Genomic DNA, 17,391 nt, shown 5'->3' on the forward strand with positions numbered 1-17,391 from the left:
GGTGGTCCCACCTGACCCCATGCCGAACTCAGAAGTGAAACGCCGTAGCGCCGATGGTAGTGTGGGGTCTCCCCATGTGAGAGTAGGGAACTGCCAGGCATCAAACAAGTGAAAAGGCCATCCGAAAGGATGGCCTTTTTGCATTTCTACACGGCACACAGCGTAGGCCGGGTAAGACGAAGCCGCCACCCGGCATAACAAACGACTAGTGAATCACCTGTGACAGGAATGCTTGCGTGCGTTCTGACTTCGGATGCGCAAAGAACTCATCCGGTGGCGCCTGTTCAACAATCTCTCCGCGATCCATAAAGATCACCCTATCAGCCACGGTCCTGGCGAACCCCATCTCGTGAGTCACGCACAGCATAGTCATTCCGGATTGCGCCAGTCCAATCATGGTATCCAGAACTTCTTTCACCATTTCAGGATCCAGCGCTGAAGTTGGCTCATCAAAAAGCATAATTTTGGGCTTCATGCACAGTGAACGGGCGATAGCCACACGCTGCTGCTGGCCACCCGATATCTGGCCTGGAAATTTATTGGCGTGCTCAGCAATACGTACACGTTCCAGATAGTGCATCGCTAACGCTTCAGCTTCCTTTTTTGGCATTTTGCGCACCCAAATCGGCGCAAGCGTACAGTTCTGCAGCACCGTCAGATGGGGGAACAGGTTAAAGTGCTGAAACACCATCCCGACTTCCTGACGCACGCGTTCGATGTTGCGAATGTCTTCATTCAGTTCAATACCATCAACAACAATACGCCCCTGCTGATGCTCCTCAAGGTGATTGATGCAGCGAATGGTTGTCGATTTCCCGGACCCGGAAGGGCCGCAAAGGACAATGCGTTCGCCCTGCTTGACCTTAAGATTGATATCTTTCAGGACGTGAAATTGCCCGTACCATTTATTCACGTTTTCCAGCGTAATCATCGCGTCGGCGGGTGTCATAGTTATTTGGCTCATAATTTCCTCAGTGCGGTGTACGCCCGGTGTTAAAGCGCTTTTCCAGATGCTGGCTATAGCGCGACATGCTAAAACAAAAGATCCAGTAGATCAGAGCAGCAAAGACATATCCTTCGGTGGACATGCCAAGCCAGACAGGGTCAACCGTTGCCTGTTGCACGCTGCTAAAGAGATCGAACAATCCGATAATGATCACGAGGCTGGTATCTTTGAAGAGGGCGATGATCGTATTCACCAGCCCGGGGATAACCAGCTTGAGTGCCTGCGGAAGTATCACCAGCCCCTGTGTTTTCCAGTAACCGAGCGCCAGTGATTCCGCAGCCTCATACTGCCCTTTAGGCAATGCCTGCAGACCGCCACGCACCACTTCCGCAACGTAGGCTGACTGGAACAGAATGACTCCTACCAGGGCACGGATCAGTTTGTCTATCGTCGTGCCTTCTGCCATAAACAATGGCAGCATGACCGAAGACATAAAGAGGACGGTAATAAGCGGTACACCGCGCCAGAACTCAATGAAAATAACCGAGAGCACACGGACAACGGGCATTTTTGAGCGACGGCCAAGCGCCAGTAAAATGCCCCACGGCAGTGCGCCAGCGATCCCAACAGAAGCAATAATCAGCGTCAGCGTTAAGCCGCCCCATTGTCGGGTTTCCACGCGTTCCAGCCCCAGGAAACCACCGTACAACAGCACCCACACAACAATCGGATACACCACCGCCCAGCAGGCGATGTACCGTCCGCGTTGCGGCAGCCTTTTCCAGAACATCACGGCGATGGAGAGCAGCCCAATAACCAGCGCCAGATTGATTCGCCAGCGTTGTTCGTGCGGATACAATCCATACATGAACTGACCAAAACGCTCGTGGATAAACACCCAGCAAGCGCCAGCTTTTGTACAATCTGCCCGGGTTGAACCGACCCAGTTAGCCTGCAAGAAAGCCCAGTTAATGAGTGGCGGGATCAACTCCCACATCAGCCACAGACAAATTATTGTCAGCAGACTGTTACCCCAGCTGGAGAACAGATTCTTACGCGCCCAGAGAATAAAACGCCCACCTGTCGGGTTGGCAGGACGCGAAGAGTGCGACAGTATCGCTTTTGTCATCATAGTTCCTTAGCGCTCAACCAGTGCAATACGGCGGTTATACAGGTTCATCAGCAACGAGATCGCCAGGCTGATAATCAGATAGACGGACATAGTGATGGCAATGGTTTCAATGGCCTGTCCTGTCTGGTTAAGCACGGTTCCGGCGAACAGTGACACCATATCCGGGTAGCCAATAGCGGCTGCCAGCGACGAGTTTTTGACAATATTGAGGTACTGGCTGGTCAGGGGCGGAATGATGACCCGTAACGCCTGTGGAATAATGACCTGTCGAAGCGTTACCGTATGAGGTAACCCCAGAGAGCGTGCTGCCTCATGCTGTCCATGCGGGACTGCCTGGATCCCCGCCCGAATGATTTCGGCGATAAACGCAGACGTATAAATGGAAAGGGCCAGGGTCAGGGCCGCCAGTTCAGGAATTAACACCATCCCGCCCTGGAAGTTAAAGCCCCGCAAATGTGGGACATCCCAGTGTAACGCGGCACCAAAAAGCCAGTGTGTCAGGAGCGGCAGACCGATAATCAAAAGCGCCGCAATTGGCCATGTCTTGCGAAGCTGCCCGGTTTTGATCTGATGTTTGCGGTTATAGCGAAATAGCCCGGCAGAGAGGGCGAGCGCGATGATAATCGCGGCGATAAAAGCATATATCCCTCCTGCGAGTTCAGGAGAAGGAATATAGAGCCCACGGTTGCTCAGGAAAAATAGATCGAAGGCATCGACAGCCTGACGTGGGCCCGGAAGGTTACGCAGCACGGCGAAATACCAGAAAAAAATCTGCAGCAGCGGCGGGATATTACGGAACGTCTCAATGTAAATGGTGGACAGCTTTCGCAGCAGCCAGTTATCTGACAGGCGAGCGAGGCCAATAAAAAAGCCCAGTATGGAGGCGAAAACAATACACAGCGCGGAGACCAGCAGTGTATTGAGTAAACCGACGAGGAACACGCGGCCGTAGGTATCGCCTTCCTGATAGTCAATAAGATGCTGAACAATGCCAAAACCCGCACTGCGATCCAGAAAAGCAAAGCCGGAGGTAATACCGCGATTATTCAGGTTGGTAACCGTGTTATGAATTAAATAAATGGCGATAAGAACAACCGCAAGAATGGCAATAATCTGGAATAGCCAGGCGCGGACCGCGGGATGAGAAAAGGATAACGATCCTTTTACGGGGGAGCGGCGATGGAACATAAAGAAACCTCGGTAACCATGACTCTGGAGTGGGCACTGCGTTCACAGTGCCCGTTACAGCAAAGACTTAACGTACTGGCGGTGCGTACTGAATACCGCCGTTATTCCAGAGATTGTTCTGGCCGCGTTTGATCTTCAGCGGGCTTTCCGATCCCACGTTGCGCTCAAAGATCTCAGCGTAGTTGCCCACCTGTTTAATGATGTGGTACGCCCACTTGTTATCCAGCTTCAGATCCTTGCCAAAATCGCCTTCTGTGCCCAGCAGGTGTGCCATATCCGGGGTTGAGGGTTTGGCAGCTTTCTCATCGACGTTTTTCGAGCTGATACCCATCTCTTCTGCATTTAACATGGCGAACAGGGTCCAGCGAACGATAGAGAACCAGTCTTCGTCGCCACGGCGAACGACGGGTCCAAGGGGTTCTTTGGAGATGACTTCAGGCAGGACGATCCACTCTGCCGGGTTACTCAGCTTAATACGCAGCGCGTAGAGCTGTGACTGGTCAGACGCCAGCGTATCGCAACGGCCAGATTCCAGCGCTTTGGCTGATTCATCAGAGCGATCGAATGTCACCGGGGTATACTTCATATTATTCGCTTTGAAATAATCGGCGACGTTAAGCTCGGTATCGGTACCGGCCTGAATACACACGGTCGCACCGTCCAGCTCTTTGGCGCTTTTCAGGCCCGCTTTATTGTGGGTAAGGAAACCGATGCCGTCATAATAGGTGACACCGGTGAATGACATCCCCATGCCTGCATCACGGGAGGAGGTCCAGGTGGTATTACGGGAGAGCATGTCCACTTCGCCGGACTGCAGCGCGGTGAAACGTTCTTTGGCCGTCAGCGGGGTATATTTTACTTTGCTGTCATCACCGAAAACGGCAGCGGCGACGCCCCGGCAGACGTCAACATCGATACCGGTAAATTTGCCGTTAGCATCGGCATAAGAGAAGCCAGGCAAACCGTCGCTGATACCGCACTGAACAAAACCTTTCTTTTTCACGGCATCCAGCGTTGTGCCCGCATGGGCCTGACCCGCAACAGCAAACAACATACCCGCAGCGGCCAGGCTGGCTATCATCGTCTTTTTCATAATGCATCCTGTGTGGCTAAATTTATCGTTATTTAGGTGTTTTAAACACTTTTACCCATCTGTGGCGTTGGCCGACGTTTATATAGCAAACGTAATGCCAGGTTTCGCGCTCGATGAAATAAGCGATAAGTGAACGCTTAATGCTGAGTGTAGACAGGCTTAAATAAAAGGAGCGCCCCGAAACGGTGCGAAATTACAACCTGTGCCACAAATCGGAGCAAAACTTTTAAGGAGGGTCAGAAAAAAAGAAGAGATAGTTTCCAGAGTGAATATTGGCCGGGTATTCAATAATATGAATGGGTGAAAATCATCAAAACTGAATACAAAATTAAAAGGGGAAGTGAAAAAGAGGTGACAGGTTTCTGGCTAAAATTAATGGTGTGAATAAATACTGTCTTTTTTTTACTGATTTGATATTACTGCACTCATTCAAAGCAAAAGCGCGGCCAGAGCCGCGCTTTCTGAACAGATGTTATCGGGTCAGGGCAACAATACCCAGCGTCAACCCCGCCACCGCGGCAGCACCACCAGCGATAGCACCTGCTGTTTCCCAGTTATCCTGAGTGGTACCTTTCATACAGGTATTGGTATGAACCAGTCGGCCCTGATCGTCGTATACCGGTACACATGGAGAGTCGTGCGCGCATCCAGCCAGCAGCGCAGCGAGTAGTGCAACGGAAATGAATCTTTTCATGATGTTACCTCAGTATTATTTCGCGTCCGCTATAAAGCCAGGAGGGCTATTAACGAACTGGAGGTTATTTTACCACCGGGATAAGCCCACGTTACACGAGGAATAATCTCAAATTATGTTGTTTGTAAACATCGTGGAGAAAAGCGTTTCGTCAGAACGAATTAATGGAGAAATTATGGAGTAACAACGTGGCGTTCTTACTTAATGCAAACTGACTCTTTTTAACACTGCGATCTTAATACACTGTTTATCTTAAAATAAAAAAGGCACCAGAGGTGCCTTTCAGGTATTCATTACTCTTTATGGCGCGTAAAGCGTCGCCGGACGACCACAAAGAAAACGGGCACGAAGAAGATAGCCAAAAGCGTTGCGGAAAGCATGCCCCCCATTACCCCTGTCCCGACCGCGTTTTGCGCACCGCTCCCGGCGCCATGGCTGATTACCAGCGGCATGACGCCAAGAATAAAGGCGAGCGAGGTCATCAGGATCGGTCGAAGGCGCATTCTCGATGCTTCCAGCGTGGCTTCAATGATGCCTTTACCCTCTTTTTCCATCAGATCTTTGGCAAACTCAACGATCAGAATGGCGTTTTTAGCCGACAAACCAATCGTTGTCAGCAAACCCACCTGGAAATAGACGTCATTGTTTAAGCCACGTAACGCTGCTGCAACCAGCGCCCCAATGACTCCCAGCGGAACCACCAGCATCACTGAGAAGGGAATGGACCAGCTTTCGTAAAGAGCAGCCAGACAAAGGAACACCACAATAAGTGAAATAGCGTACAACGCAGGCGCCTGATTTCCGGAAAGTCGCTCCTGATAAGACATTCCTGTCCAGTCATACCCGATGCCGGAAGGCAGTTTTGCAGCAAGACTCTCCATCAGCGCCATGGCCTCACCAGTACTTTTCCCGGGTGCGGACTCACCGATGATCTCCATGGATGGCATCCCGTTATAGCGCTCCAGGCGAGGTGAACCGTACACCCAGTGCGAGGTGCTAAAGGCGGAGAAAGGAACCATCTCACCATTTGCGCTGCGTACATACAGGTTGCTGATGTCACCAGGCAGCATACGGAAGCGCGCATCGGCCTGGACATAGACTTTTTTCACGCGGCCATGATCGATAAAGTCATTTACATAAGTTCCACCCAGGGCCGTTGAGATGGTCTGGTTGACATCAGAAAGACTGATGCCCAGCGCCTGAGCCTTCTCCTGGTCGACATCCAGTTTAAACTGCGGGGTATCTTCCAGACCATTTGGCCGCACGCGCACCAGCATGTCAGGGTGCGCTTTCACCATTCCGAGCAGCTCATTCCGCGCCTGCGTCAGCGAGGTATGCCCCAGGTTTGCCTGATCAATCAATTCGAAGTCGAAGCCCGTTGCGGTTCCCAGTTCGATAATCGCAGGCAGGTTAAACGGAAATACGAGCCCATCTTTTATCTGACTGAAGGCTTTTGTCGCGCGGCCAACAATCGCCTCAACGCTATTTTCCGCCCCCGGTCGTGCATCCCAGGGCTTCAGGCTAATGAAGGCAATACCGGCGTTCTGGCCCTGGCCGCTAAAACTAAAGCCATTAACGGTAAAGACAGATTCAACATTGGCCTTCTCGTTTTTCAGATAATAGTTCTGGACCTGATCGAGGACCTGCTGCGTACGCGTCTGGGTCGCACCGGCCGGAAGTTGCACCATCGTCATAAATACCCCCTGGTCCTCTTCGGGCAGGAAGGAGGTGGGCAAGCGCAGGAATAGCACCGCCATACCACCCACAATGATGATGTACACCACCAGGTAGCGTCCGGTCTTGCGTAAAATGCCGCTCACGCTGTTGCTGTAGTGCTCCACGCTGCGGTCAAAAAGCGCATTAAACCAGCCAAAGAAACCGCCTTTCTTTTCGTGGTGATCGCCGGATACCGGTTTAAGCAGGGTTGCGCACAGCGCGGGGGTCAGGATCAGGGCGACCAATACGGAGAGCGCCATTGCCGAAACGATGGTCAGCGAAAACTGCCGATAGATGGCCCCGGTCGAGCCACCGAAAAATGCCATCGGGATAAAGACCGCCGACAGCACCATGGCTATACCCACCAGTGCGCCCTGAATCTGTTCCATCGACTTCTGCGTCGCCTCTTTCGGCGGCAGTTTGTCTTCTACCATCACGCGTTCGACGTTCTCAACGACCACGATGGCATCATCAACCAGCAAGCCTATTGCCAGCACCATCCCGAACATCGTCAGGGTATTGATGGAGAACCCGAACGCCGCCAGCACCGCGAAGGTACCCAGCAAAACAACCGGCACCGCGATAGTGGGGATAAGCGTCGCGCGCAGGTTTTGCAGGAACAGATACATCACCAGGAAGACGAGAATGATCGCTTCAAACAGGGTTTTTACCACTTCGTGAATAGAGATCTTCACAAACGGCGTGGTGTCGTACGGATAAACCACCTTCAGACCCTGTGGGAAGAATTGCTGCAGTTGCGCCAGCTTACTCTTGATGGCCGCCGCCGTATCCAGCGCATTTGCACCGGTCGCCAGCTTAATCCCCAGGCCGGTTGCGGCCTGCCCGTTGATTTTGGTCACCATATTGTAGTTTTCACCGCCCAGTTCAATGCGTGCGACATCCTTCAGGTGCACCATCGAGCCGTCCTGGTTCACCTTCAGCGTCACGCGGCCAAACTCTTCCGGTGATTTCAGGCGGGTTTGCGCAATGATCGAGGCGTTCAATTGCTGGCCCGGCACGGACGGCGTTCCGCCTAGCTGGCCTGCCGCTATCTGGTCATTCTGGGTTTTCAGTTGATTAATAATGTCCAGCGGCGTCAGCTGGTATTTATTCATCGCGTTACTGTCGAGCCAGATGCGCATTGCATACTGGGCACCAAACAGCTGAACATCACCCACCCCAGTGGTTCGACTAATGGCATCTTTCACATTCGAGGCGACGTAGTCGGAAATGTCATCCTGCGAGAGGCTTTTATTGTCTGAAACAAAGCCAGCCACCAGCAGGAAGCTGCTGCTGGACTTCTCAACGCCGATCCCTTGTTGCTGCACTTCCTGCGGCAGCAGCGGCATGGCGAGCTGAAGTTTATTCTGAACCTGAACCTGGGCGATATCCGGGTCTGTACCAGACTCAAAGGTCAGGGTGATGGTGACATTACCTGCAGAATCGCTGGTGGATGACATATACATCAGGTTATCGATGCCGTTCATATTCTGTTCGATAACCTGCGTCACGGTATCCTGCACCGTCTGCGCATCTGCGCCAGGGTAGGTTGCGGTTATGGCAACCGCGGGCGGGGCGATAGTCGGATACTGCGCTACAGGCAGTTTGAGGATCGCCAGCCCACCTGCAATCATCAAAATGATGGCGAGTACCCAGGCGAAAACCGGCCTCTGGATAAAGAAATTAGCCATGACGTCGTTCCTTAACCGGCTGGAGTCGTAGAGGTATCGGGTGTGGCGACGACGGTAGCCCCAGGTTTGGCTTTTTGTAACCCACTGACAATCACGCGGTCACCGTTTTTCAGCCCCTCTGTGACCAGCCAGCGATCGCCAATGGCCTGAGAGGCAACGACGGTGCGTGACTCAACCTGGTTTTTGTCGTTAACAATCAGGACGGTTGCATCCCCACGCGGCGTGCGGGTGACGCCTTGCTGTGGGATCAGAATCGCATTCGGCTGCGTACCCTCATTAATGCGGGCGCGTACAAACATTCCCGGTAACAGCAGGTGTTGCGGATTCGGGAAAATCGCCCGCAGAGTGATGGAGCCAGTGCTTTCATCAACCGTCACATCAGAAAACTGCAGCGTGCCTTTTAGCGGATAGGGCTGACCATTCTCCATCAACAGCTCGACGGTGCTGGTGGTCTCCCCTTTTTGCAGGCTTGTCTGCTTCAGACGCATAAAATCATTGCTGGACTGGGTGACATCGACATACATCGGATCCAGTTGCTGTACCGTTGCCAGGGCGTTTGCCTGGCCGTTGGTGACGAGAGCTCCCTCGGTCACGCTGGATTTACCAATGCGACCATCGACGGGAGAGGTGACTTTGGTATAGGCAAGGTTGATGCGTGCGCTTTCAACTCCTGCTTTTGCAGCAACGACGCTGGCATCCGCCTGCTGAGCCGTTGCAACGGCCTGGTCGTACTCCTGCTTACTGACATACTGTGTGCCCACCAGCGGGAGATAACGTTTCACCGTCAGGTGCGCAATATTGGCTGCCGCCTGGGCTTTCGCCAGCTCTCCTTTTGCGCTGTCATACGCCGCCTGATAGCTGGCGGGATCGATCTGATAAAGTGACTGACCAGCTTTGACATCGCTGCCTTCGGTGAAATTGCGACGCAGGATAATGCCGCTAACCTGAGGACGCACTTCCGCAACGCGAAACGCATCTGTTCTGCCCGGCAGCTCTGTTGTCACAGTGAGGGGGGCACTTTTGACAATGTGTACACTCACCTGAGGCGGCTGCGGTTGATGTTGCTGATTTTCCTGCCCATCGCATCCGGCAAGCAGTGCGGCGCAGACAATAAAACCGGTTAAGGGCAAGCGTCTGAAATGATTCGTCATTACTGTTCCTTTAAATACCCATTAACCGATATTTCCGTGGATCGGTGACAGGGCAGGGGACAAAAACAAAAAATGTAGCTGCGTATAATAATGAGGGTATTTAATGTTTTTTAATTTATAAGTGCGGATAAATGCGGCAGGAAAGAAAATCAGAAGAAGGCTTTGCGTTTACAGCAATATACTTTAACAAAAGTAATCAGGAGAGTGATGTTTCATAGAGGGCATTCATCTGTTTTGTGAATTTCATTATTGGCATGTATTTGCCTCAATTATAAATAAAGCGAATTGACTTTTTTTGTGCAGAATTCACCTTGTCTTTCATGAATACTTCCGATTACAAAACCCTCCTAAACAGCTTAATTCTTGTGAGTAACGAGTAGTCGTCCATGGCGCGTAAAAAGAAAGCAGAGGCTCAACAAACCCGTCAACAGCTGATTGAAGCGGCTATCGGGCAGTTTGCGACACGTGGCGTAACCAACACAACGCTGACAGATATCGCCGATGCGGCAAAGGTGACGCGTGGGGCCGTCTACTGGCATTTCACCAGTAAAACAGAGATATTTAATGCTATCTGGGAACAGCAATTGCCGCTTCGCGATCTCATTCGTGACAGACTTTCTCTTTCCGAAAAAGATGATCCCTTGTTAATGCTTCGTGAGCAATTTATCACTGCGTTGCAATATATTGCGCATGAGCCTCGCCAGTGGGCGCTGTTACAGATTTTGTATCATAAGTGTGAATTTACCAGTGATATGGTTTCCGAGTATGAAATCAGGAAACGTATTGGTTTCAACAATGATTTTCTACGTACGACACTGGAGCGCTGTATTTCACGAAACATCATTTCTTCGCAGGTGAATGTGGATTTAACATTGATAGTGTTCCACGGATTTTTTAGCGGAATAATTAAAAACTGGTTAATGAATAACGACAGCTTCAACCTCTATCAACAGGCACCTGCTCTGGTCGATAACATTCTGGCGACACTCCCGGTGGTGCGCGTGTCACCACGTGAAGAGGCTTACGACTCGGTGTCGGGCAAGATCTCTCCCTGCTCGCAAAGCGCTTCAATGGTCTGCGCGCTGACAGGTTTCCCTAGCAAATAGCCCTGAAGGGTATTACAGCCCAGTTCCGTCAAAAAGGCTTGCTGTGCTTCGGTTTCCACCCCTTCAGCCACCACTTTCAGATTCAGCGTTTTCGCCAGGGCGACAATCGCGGAGACAATGGTCGCATCTTCGCTTTCTCCACTGAGCTCTTTTACAAACGCCCTGTCGATTTTCAATTCACAGGCGGGTAAGCGTTTAAGATACAGCAGGCTCGAGTAGCCGGTACCAAAGTCATCAATAGAGGCTTTTACGCCTGCATTCGTCAGCTCTGTCAGCACCCGCACGCTCTCATCCGGGTTACTCATCGCAGTGGTTTCCGTCACTTCAAGGATCAGCATTTCCGGCGGCACCTGGTGACGTGTCAGACAATCAAGCACCGTACTCACCAGAGAAGGTTGTTCAAACTGAAGTGTCGACAGGTTCACCGCCATTGACCAGTTTTGATGCCCTTTAAGGTGCCATTCCCGCAACTGGCGGCAGGCTTCGTTGATAACCCAGTTGCCAATGGGAATGATCTGTCCCGTTTTTTCCGCCAGCGGCAGGAACAGGTCTGGCGTCAGCAATCCCAGCTTCGGGTGTTGCCAGCGCAGAAGTGCCTCAAACCCGAGTACGGGGCCTGCCGGCGCGTGGAATTTGGGCTGATAATGCAGCTGCAGCTCATTACGTTCGATGGCCAGCCACAGATCGTTCATCAGCTGCAGATGGGTTTGCGCCAGCGTGTTCATGGAGGGCTGGAAAAAGTGATAACCGTTACGGCCCATATGCTTGGTGTGGTACATCGCCGCATCGGCGTTAAACATCAGCTCGCGTTCGGTTTTGCCATCGTGAGGATAAAGCGCAATGCCAATACTGAGGGTCACCACCAGTTCATACGGATCCACATTGAATGGACTATCGATAGTGCGCACCAGGGCATTGGCAAGGGAGGCTGCATCGTCCGGCCCCCCAACTTCTGCCAGCAGAACAAATTCATCACCGCCAATACGTGCAAGAGTGAACTGGCCTTTCAGGGGGAGCAGCAGGCGTTGCGTAACGGCAACCAGCAGTTTATCGCCGACATCATGCCCGTAGGCGTCATTGACGGTTTTAAAGCCGTCGAGATCCATAAACATCAATGCGAAATGCGTGCCTTCACGATCTGCTTTGTTGATGGCCTGATCGAGTCGATCTTCCAGCAGGATACGATTGGGCAGGCGCGTCAGCGTATCCTGTAGCGCCAGCTGGGCCAGCTCCCGGTTTGCTTCCGCCAGAGACGAGGCGAGGAGAGAGGTGCGTGCCTGCAGGCGCGCATCCAGCATCGACACCAGCAGGGTGATACCAAGGATGGCGAGTGCGACAACGCTCACCAGCACGGCCAGCCAGCTGCCGTTAATCCCCTCATGGTGAGCCATGGTCGACACTGGAAACTGTGCGGCTTTCATCCCCGCATAATGCATTCCGGCAATCGCAATCCCCATCGTGATTGCGGCACCCATGCGCATCAGCGCGACCTGAGCGGCCTCATGACGCAGGCGGAACGTCAGCCACAGTGCGGCGAGCGACGCAGCAAGCGCAATAGCGACTGATATCGCCACCCATGTTTTATCCCAGATAATACCGGGCGTAACCTCCAGGGCCGCCATGCCGGTGTAATGCATGGCCACAATACCGGTTCCCATGACTAGTGCACCGGGCAGCAGACGGCGCAAACGCAGCTGCTCGCAGCTGACAAGCCACAGCGCAAACAAGGATGAACCCACGGCGATAACCATCGATAACCCCGTCAGGGTGGCGTTGTAGCTCATGCTCATGGAGAGATCCATCGCCAGCATGCCGATAAAATGCATCGCCCATACGCCAATACCCATTGCAACACCGCCACCGGCCAGCCAGATGCGCGCTGCCACGCCCTGACTTCCCGCCACACGCGCGGCCATATTCAGCGCGGTATAGGCAGCAAGGATAGCGACAACAAAGGAGAGGACGACAAGGATATGGTTGTATTGGCTAACCAGCATGATCGGTTCAACTCGAGTGTGAGGTTACGCAAGGGCGGTGGTGAAGGGCGAGACATTATCATCGTAAGGTAATGACTCAAAGGGATTTAAATCCCCGTTTTTATTAAGTGATTTCGGGGTTTTTGACGACGTTGGCGGCTCAGTCCAGCTCTGAACAATTGACGAGTTTAAGCGGGTTCACGGAATCCATATTGCGACACTTATCGGTTTCAGTGCTCATCAGTTCAATCCACTGCATCAGCAGCGCATCAAAGAGAAAAACTGAGATAGCAAAGACAACCAGCCACCAGTATTTACGAATCATTATGACATTCCGGGAGAAGAGAGCCAGTAAGGTGGTGGAAATATACACGAAAAGCGGCGGTTGAAAAGTGGGGAAAGCGAAGGTTTACAAAGCGTTGACGGTGGCAGATGTGAAGCAATAAAAAAGGCGCATCCCCATGCCAGGTAGCGCCTTTTTAAACAAGCATTTCGCTAACCGAAATTAGTTCATGCCGTATTTTTTCAGTTTCTTACGCAGAGTACCACGGTTGATACCCATCATCAGCGCAGCGCGGGTTTGGTTACCGCGGGTGTATTGCATCACCATGTCCAACAGTGGCTGTTCAACTTCAGCCAGTACCAGCTCATACAGGTCATTAACATCCTGACCATTCAGTTGAGCAAAATAGTTCTTCAGTGCCTGTTTAACCGAGTCACGCAGGGGTTTTTGAGTTACCTGATCCTGAGAGTTAACGGTAGAAACGGTCAGTACGTCAGAATTTACGCGTTGTTCGAACATAGTTCTGTCAGCTCTTTATTTCATTACGCAAGATTTTCGAAGTATGCCTCCAACGCCTCCAGCTGTTCGCTGGCATCCTCTATGGCGTTGAATGTGCGCCGAAACTGGTCATTTGGAGCGTGCTCCTGGAGATACCAGGAGACGTGTTTACGCGCAATTCGGTACCCTTTTGCCTGACCGTAGTGGTCATGCAGTTCCCGAACATGCGAACAAAGCAAGCGCTTAACCTCTGCCAGTGGCAGCGGGGCAAGCAGCTCCCCAGTGTCCAGATAATGCTGGATTTCCCGAAAGATCCAGGGTCTTCCCTGAGCTGCACGTCCTATCATCAGAGCATCAGCTCCCGTATAGTCGAGCACAGCTCTGGCTTTAAGCGGGTCAGTAATGTCGCCATTCGCGATAATCGGAATGGAAACTTTCTGCTTAACTGCCCGAATGCTGTCGTATTCAGCTTCACCGTTGAACAAACAGGCGCGAGTGCGTCCATGAATGGTCAGGGCCTGAATGCCACAGTCTTCGGCCAGTTGGGCAATCTCTACACAGTTACGGTGTTCCGGCGACCAACCCGTGCGAATCTTCAACGTAACAGGAACGTCCACTGCGCTGACAACCGCCGTCAGGATTGACTTCACCTGGTCGGGGTATTGCAGAAGGGCTGAACCTGCAAGCTTGCGATTCACTTTTTTGGCCGGGCAACCCATGTTGATATCAATAATCTGGGCGCCACTTTCCACGTTAATCCGCGCGGCATCTGCCATCTCTTCAGGCACACTTCCGGCGATTTGCACGGTGCGAATACCTGGTTCATCAATGTGCACCATCCGAAGGCGGGATTTATCGCTTTCCCAGACCTGCGGGTTAGACGACATCATCTCGGAAACGGTTAAACCGGCTCCCATCTCATAACACAGCGTCCTGAATGGCCGGTCGGTAATACCTGCCATTGGGGCTGCGATCAGGCGATTTCTGAGCTGGTGGTGTCCGATGCGCATGAGTTAAGAAATGACCATACTGTGACTGCAAGGCGGCGTATATTACGCATTTTTTGCACGAGATGAAAGGCCAAACTTTGAACAATCCACTGTTGTAGATCAAGGAATCGCCACCCAGTCACAATGATGAAAATTATTTTTTATTTAAATCATTATGTTATGTATTAACGGCGATTTTATGACCGCTTACAATTTCCCGTAACTTCTCATCATTTCTCAAAAAATGAATCCGTTGAGCGGGATATTCTGCTGTTTTTAGCAGCAGATTCTCCCGCTTCTATGCGATCTGCGTCGCATTTTAGAACATCATCTCAGTACGAAAAATGTTCTTATTTTTTACGGCCTGTGATGCGGCACCACTCTTCTTTTTCCACCACCGGATCGAGGGTGAAGAGATCGGCGTAGGCTTCGCAAACGCTGTCAGCCTGGCTTGCCAGGATCCCGGAAAGCCCCAGCAGACCGCCCTCAACGGGCAGCACGCTGATTAACGGTGCAAGCTCGCGTAATGGGCCTGCCAGGATGTTAGCGACCACCACATCGGCTTTCATGGCCTCTGGCTGCGCGTCCGGCAGATACAGCTCAAGGCGATCGGAAACGCCGTTACGCTCGGCGTTATCACGACTGGCCTGAATAGCCTGCGGATCGATATCGATCCCGATGGCTTTTGCGGCGCCCAGCTTCAGTGCGGCAATGGCGAGGATCCCGGATCCACAGCCGAAGTCGATCACGGTTTTCCCTTCCAGATCCAGGCCATCCAGCCACTGCAGGCACAGTGAGGTGGTCGGGTGGGTGCCGGTACCGAATGCCAGACCCGGATCGAGCATCACGTTGACCGCGTTTTCATCGGGAACCTCGCGCCAGCTTGGGCAGATCCACAAACGCTTGCCAAACTGCATGGGGTGGAAGTTATCCATCCACTCGCGTTCCCAGTCTTTGTCTTCCAGTTGTTCGATTTTGTGCGCAAAACCCGCGCCCAGCAGAGGATGATGTTCCAGAATCGCGACCACTTCTTTCATGTCGGTTTCAGCATCAAACAGGCCAATCACGTCGGTATCGCCCCACAGGCGCGTTTCGCCCGGCAGCGGCTCAAAGACCGGCGTGTCATGCGTGTCCTGGAAGGTGATAGAGACCGAGCCGGCCTCCATCAGCGCATCGCTCAGCTCTTCGGCGTGAGCACCGGTTGTGTTCAGTTTTAGTTGGATCCACGGCATGGCAAAACTCTTTATTTATCAGTAGACATCATAGCGGGTTGTGGGACGGGTTGACCGAAACGGTTCCCCACCACAAACGCCAGTAAACTTAACAGTAACGAAGGCACAATTGGATGGAAGCCCAGGTACTGGATCTTAAAGGTGGCGAGCACGGCGTACACGACACCGCCAACAATCATGCCGCTTAGCGCGCCCGCAGCATTCGCGCGTTCCCAGTACAGGCCAAGCACCAGCGGCCACAGGAAAACAGCTTCAAGGCCGCCAAACGCAAGCAGGTTCAGCCAGATGATCATCTCCGGTGGACGCCAGGCGGCCAGCAGCAGCAGTGCCCCTAATAACAGCGTAATCACTGCAGACATCCGCTTTAAGCGTCGTTCGTTTTTCAACTGCTCGGGACGCAAATTCAGATAGAGATCTTTGATAATCGTAGCGGAACTTTGCAGCAACTGAGCGTTGATCGTCGACATAATGGCGGCCATCGGTGCGGCAAGGAAAATCCCGGCAGCAAAGGGGGGCAGGACTTTAACCATCAGGGTAGGGATCACCAGGTCGGGCACGGTAAGATCTGGGATCACCGCACGACCTAATGCACCCGCCAGATGCATTCCCAGCATCAGTATCGCCACCACAATGGTCCCGATAATAATGCCGCGATGGACCGCTTTACTGTCCTTATAGGAGATACACCGTACAGCGGTATGCGGCAGTCCAATGACGCCGAAGCAGACCAGCACCCAGAAGGAGGTCATAAAGGTGGGTGAAAGAATGTCATCTGCGCCCTCTGGAGTGACCAGTTTCGGGTCAATCGCTTCCAGGGTTTCAACAGCATGGCTCAGGCCGCCTGCCGCATGGACAATCCCCACCAGCAGCACAATGGTTCCGATGAGCATCACCATGCCCTGCAGGGTGTCGTTCAGTACGCTGGCGCGAAATCCACCAAACGCCGTATAAAGCGCGATACTGATCCCAAAGATAAGCAGGCCAGTCTCGTAAGGGATCCCTGCTGCGGTTTCAAGCAGACGTGCACCGCCAATAAACTGCACCGTCATCGCCCCCACAAAGGCGACCAGCAGACTTAAACTTGCCAGCCAGACCAGTAAACGGCTGCGGTAGCGGGCAAACAGCATGTCGTTCAGCGTCACGGCATTATAGCGACGCGCCAGAATAGCGAACTTCTTGCCGAGTATACCCAGCGAAAGCCAGATAGCCGGGAGCTGGATCATCGCCAGCAGCACCCAGCCTAACCCATATTTATAGGCTGCCCCGGGACCGCCAATAAATGAGCTGGCGCTGATATAGGTGGCGGTGAGCGTCATCGCTAACACAATGCCGCCCATTGAACGGCTGCCGAGGAAATATTCGTTCAGGAAGGTGCCGGTTGCCCTTTTGCGCATGGCATACACGGACACGCCAAACACGACACACAAATACGCGATAAGCGGCAGAATGACTTCAAGCTGCATCGTCGTCCTCCAGCGGGATATCGCGATAAATGAATTTCACCATTGCCCAGCACAGCAGGATAAAAATCAGCGGTACCAGCAGACAGGCCATTTCAAACCAGTGAGGCAGGCCGGTGATGCCAATTGCAGAATCAGGTAAGTAAGCGGTTACCAACCATGCGGCAAGATAGAGAAGGGTCAGCCACAGCGCCCAGCGCGCTTCTTTATGGGCCTGAACAAAACGTTTGTCCATT

15 protein-coding genes and 1 rRNA gene are annotated in these 17,391 nt (G+C 52.5%); 2 read left to right on the forward strand and 14 right to left on the reverse strand.

All coding sequences use genetic code 11. The features are described from left to right. Positions 1-99, forward strand: a 5S ribosomal RNA gene (gene rrf, locus AK59_RS1000000124060); the annotation flags it as partial. 106 nt (positions 100-205) lie between these two features. Here the strand turns inward: rrf and AK59_RS0116295 are convergent. From AK59_RS0116295 to AK59_RS0116325, 7 genes are all read right to left on the reverse strand, one after another. Beyond that, a complete protein-coding gene (locus tag AK59_RS0116295; RefSeq protein WP_013099005.1) occupies positions 206-964 on the reverse strand; it encodes an amino acid ABC transporter ATP-binding protein in 759 nt (252 codons plus the stop codon). Positions 965-971: 7 nt separating this feature from the next. Next, the gene (locus AK59_RS0116300) at positions 972-2,075 is read right to left on the reverse strand and encodes an amino acid ABC transporter permease (protein WP_020687396.1); all 1,104 of its coding nucleotides are present in this window, start codon (positions 2,073-2,075) and stop codon (positions 972-974) included. A gap of 9 nt (positions 2,076-2,084) precedes the next feature. After that, positions 2,085-3,266, reverse strand: coding sequence for an amino acid ABC transporter permease (locus AK59_RS0116305; protein WP_029883257.1), 1,182 nt, complete (start codon positions 3,264-3,266; stop codon positions 2,085-2,087). A gap of 67 nt (positions 3,267-3,333) precedes the next feature. Then, positions 3,334-4,359: an amino acid ABC transporter substrate-binding protein gene (locus tag AK59_RS0116310; RefSeq protein ID WP_013099002.1), complete on the reverse strand. Its 1,026-nt coding sequence runs from the start codon at positions 4,357-4,359 to the stop codon at positions 3,334-3,336. A 472-nt stretch (positions 4,360-4,831) separates the two neighbouring features. Next, positions 4,832-5,053, reverse strand: a complete 222-nt coding sequence (locus tag AK59_RS0116315; RefSeq protein ID WP_013099001.1) for a lipoprotein — start codon at positions 5,051-5,053, stop codon at positions 4,832-4,834. A gap of 293 nt (positions 5,054-5,346) precedes the next feature. Beyond that, on the reverse strand, positions 5,347-8,460 hold the full coding sequence (locus tag AK59_RS0116320) for an efflux RND transporter permease subunit (protein ID WP_029883258.1): 3,114 nt from the start codon (positions 8,458-8,460) through the stop codon (positions 5,347-5,349). Positions 8,461-8,471: 11 nt separating this feature from the next. After that, on the reverse strand, positions 8,472-9,611 hold the full coding sequence (locus AK59_RS0116325) for an efflux RND transporter periplasmic adaptor subunit (protein ID WP_013098999.1): 1,140 nt from the start codon (positions 9,609-9,611) through the stop codon (positions 8,472-8,474). A gap of 386 nt (positions 9,612-9,997) precedes the next feature. Here AK59_RS0116325 and envR point away from each other — a divergent pair, with 386 nt between their 5' ends. Further along, positions 9,998-10,717, forward strand: a complete 720-nt coding sequence (gene envR / locus AK59_RS0116330) for an acrEF/envCD operon transcriptional regulator (protein WP_029883259.1) — start codon at positions 9,998-10,000, stop codon at positions 10,715-10,717. Here envR and AK59_RS0116335 read toward each other — a convergent pair. The 7 genes from AK59_RS0116335 to AK59_RS0116365 all read right to left on the reverse strand — a co-directional run bounded on the left by AK59_RS0116335 (position 10,633) and on the right by AK59_RS0116365 (position 17,390). Next, positions 10,633-12,714 carry a putative bifunctional diguanylate cyclase/phosphodiesterase gene (locus AK59_RS0116335; RefSeq protein ID WP_029883260.1) on the reverse strand — a complete coding sequence of 694 codons (2,082 nt, stop codon included), beginning with the start codon at positions 12,712-12,714 and terminating at the stop codon, positions 10,633-10,635. The genes envR and AK59_RS0116335 overlap by 85 nt on opposite strands. 139 nt (positions 12,715-12,853) lie before the next feature. Beyond that, positions 12,854-13,018 carry a DUF2556 family protein gene (locus AK59_RS0116340; RefSeq protein ID WP_029883261.1) on the reverse strand — a complete coding sequence of 55 codons (165 nt, stop codon included), beginning with the start codon at positions 13,016-13,018 and terminating at the stop codon, positions 12,854-12,856. Between the two features lie 180 nt (positions 13,019-13,198). Next, complete coding sequence (gene fis / locus AK59_RS0116345; protein WP_000462905.1) at positions 13,199-13,495, reverse strand: DNA-binding transcriptional regulator Fis; 297 nt, start codon at positions 13,493-13,495, stop codon at positions 13,199-13,201. Between the two features lie 23 nt (positions 13,496-13,518). Further along, on the reverse strand, positions 13,519-14,484 hold the full coding sequence (dusB, locus tag AK59_RS0116350; RefSeq protein ID WP_013098996.1) for a tRNA dihydrouridine synthase DusB: 966 nt from the start codon (positions 14,482-14,484) through the stop codon (positions 13,519-13,521). Between the two features lie 329 nt (positions 14,485-14,813). Further along, entirely contained in the window at positions 14,814-15,695 is an 882-nt protein-coding gene (gene prmA, locus AK59_RS0116355; protein WP_014833498.1) for a 50S ribosomal protein L11 methyltransferase, read from the reverse strand. An 11-nt stretch (positions 15,696-15,706) separates the two neighbouring features. Then, positions 15,707-17,158, reverse strand: coding sequence for a sodium/pantothenate symporter (panF, locus tag AK59_RS0116360; protein ID WP_029883262.1), 1,452 nt, complete (start codon positions 17,156-17,158; stop codon positions 15,707-15,709). Then, on the reverse strand, positions 17,148-17,390 hold the full coding sequence (locus tag AK59_RS0116365) for a YhdT family protein (RefSeq protein WP_013098993.1): 243 nt from the start codon (positions 17,388-17,390) through the stop codon (positions 17,148-17,150). The genes panF and AK59_RS0116365 overlap by 11 nt, the downstream gene beginning before the upstream one ends. Position 17,391: the final 1 nt, after the last annotated feature.

Origin of the sequence: Enterobacter sp. T1-1, assembly GCF_000710795.1 — a bacterium.
Taxonomy (GTDB): Bacteria; Pseudomonadota; Gammaproteobacteria; order Enterobacterales; family Enterobacteriaceae; genus Enterobacter; species Enterobacter cloacae.

Coding starts and splice junctions, on each gene's coding strand:
- AK59_RS0116295 (WP_013099005.1), bottom strand. CDS start 964: ATGAGCCAAATAACTATGACACCCGCCGACGCGATGATTACGCTGGAA.
- AK59_RS0116300 (WP_020687396.1), bottom strand. CDS start 2,075: ATGACAAAAGCGATACTGTCGCACTCTTCGCGTCCTGCCAACCCGACA.
- AK59_RS0116305 (WP_029883257.1), bottom strand. CDS start 3,266: ATGTTCCATCGCCGCTCCCCCGTAAAAGGATCGTTATCCTTTTCTCAT.
- AK59_RS0116310 (WP_013099002.1), bottom strand. CDS start 4,359: ATGAAAAAGACGATGATAGCCAGCCTGGCCGCTGCGGGTATGTTGTTT.
- AK59_RS0116315 (WP_013099001.1), bottom strand. CDS start 5,053: ATGAAAAGATTCATTTCCGTTGCACTACTCGCTGCGCTGCTGGCTGGA.
- AK59_RS0116320 (WP_029883258.1), bottom strand. CDS start 8,460: ATGGCTAATTTCTTTATCCAGAGGCCGGTTTTCGCCTGGGTACTCGCC.
- AK59_RS0116325 (WP_013098999.1), bottom strand. CDS start 9,611: ATGACGAATCATTTCAGACGCTTGCCCTTAACCGGTTTTATTGTCTGC.
- envR (WP_029883259.1), top strand. CDS start 9,998: ATGGCGCGTAAAAAGAAAGCAGAGGCTCAACAAACCCGTCAACAGCTG.
- AK59_RS0116335 (WP_029883260.1), bottom strand. CDS start 12,714: ATGCTGGTTAGCCAATACAACCATATCCTTGTCGTCCTCTCCTTTGTT.
- AK59_RS0116340 (WP_029883261.1), bottom strand. CDS start 13,018: ATGATTCGTAAATACTGGTGGCTGGTTGTCTTTGCTATCTCAGTTTTT.
- fis (WP_000462905.1), bottom strand. CDS start 13,495: ATGTTCGAACAACGCGTAAATTCTGACGTACTGACCGTTTCTACCGTT.
- dusB (WP_013098996.1), bottom strand. CDS start 14,484: ATGCGCATCGGACACCACCAGCTCAGAAATCGCCTGATCGCAGCCCCA.
- prmA (WP_014833498.1), bottom strand. CDS start 15,695: ATGCCGTGGATCCAACTAAAACTGAACACAACCGGTGCTCACGCCGAA.
- panF (WP_029883262.1), bottom strand. CDS start 17,158: ATGCAGCTTGAAGTCATTCTGCCGCTTATCGCGTATTTGTGTGTCGTG.
- AK59_RS0116365 (WP_013098993.1), bottom strand. CDS start 17,390: ATGGACAAACGTTTTGTTCAGGCCCATAAAGAAGCGCGCTGGGCGCTG.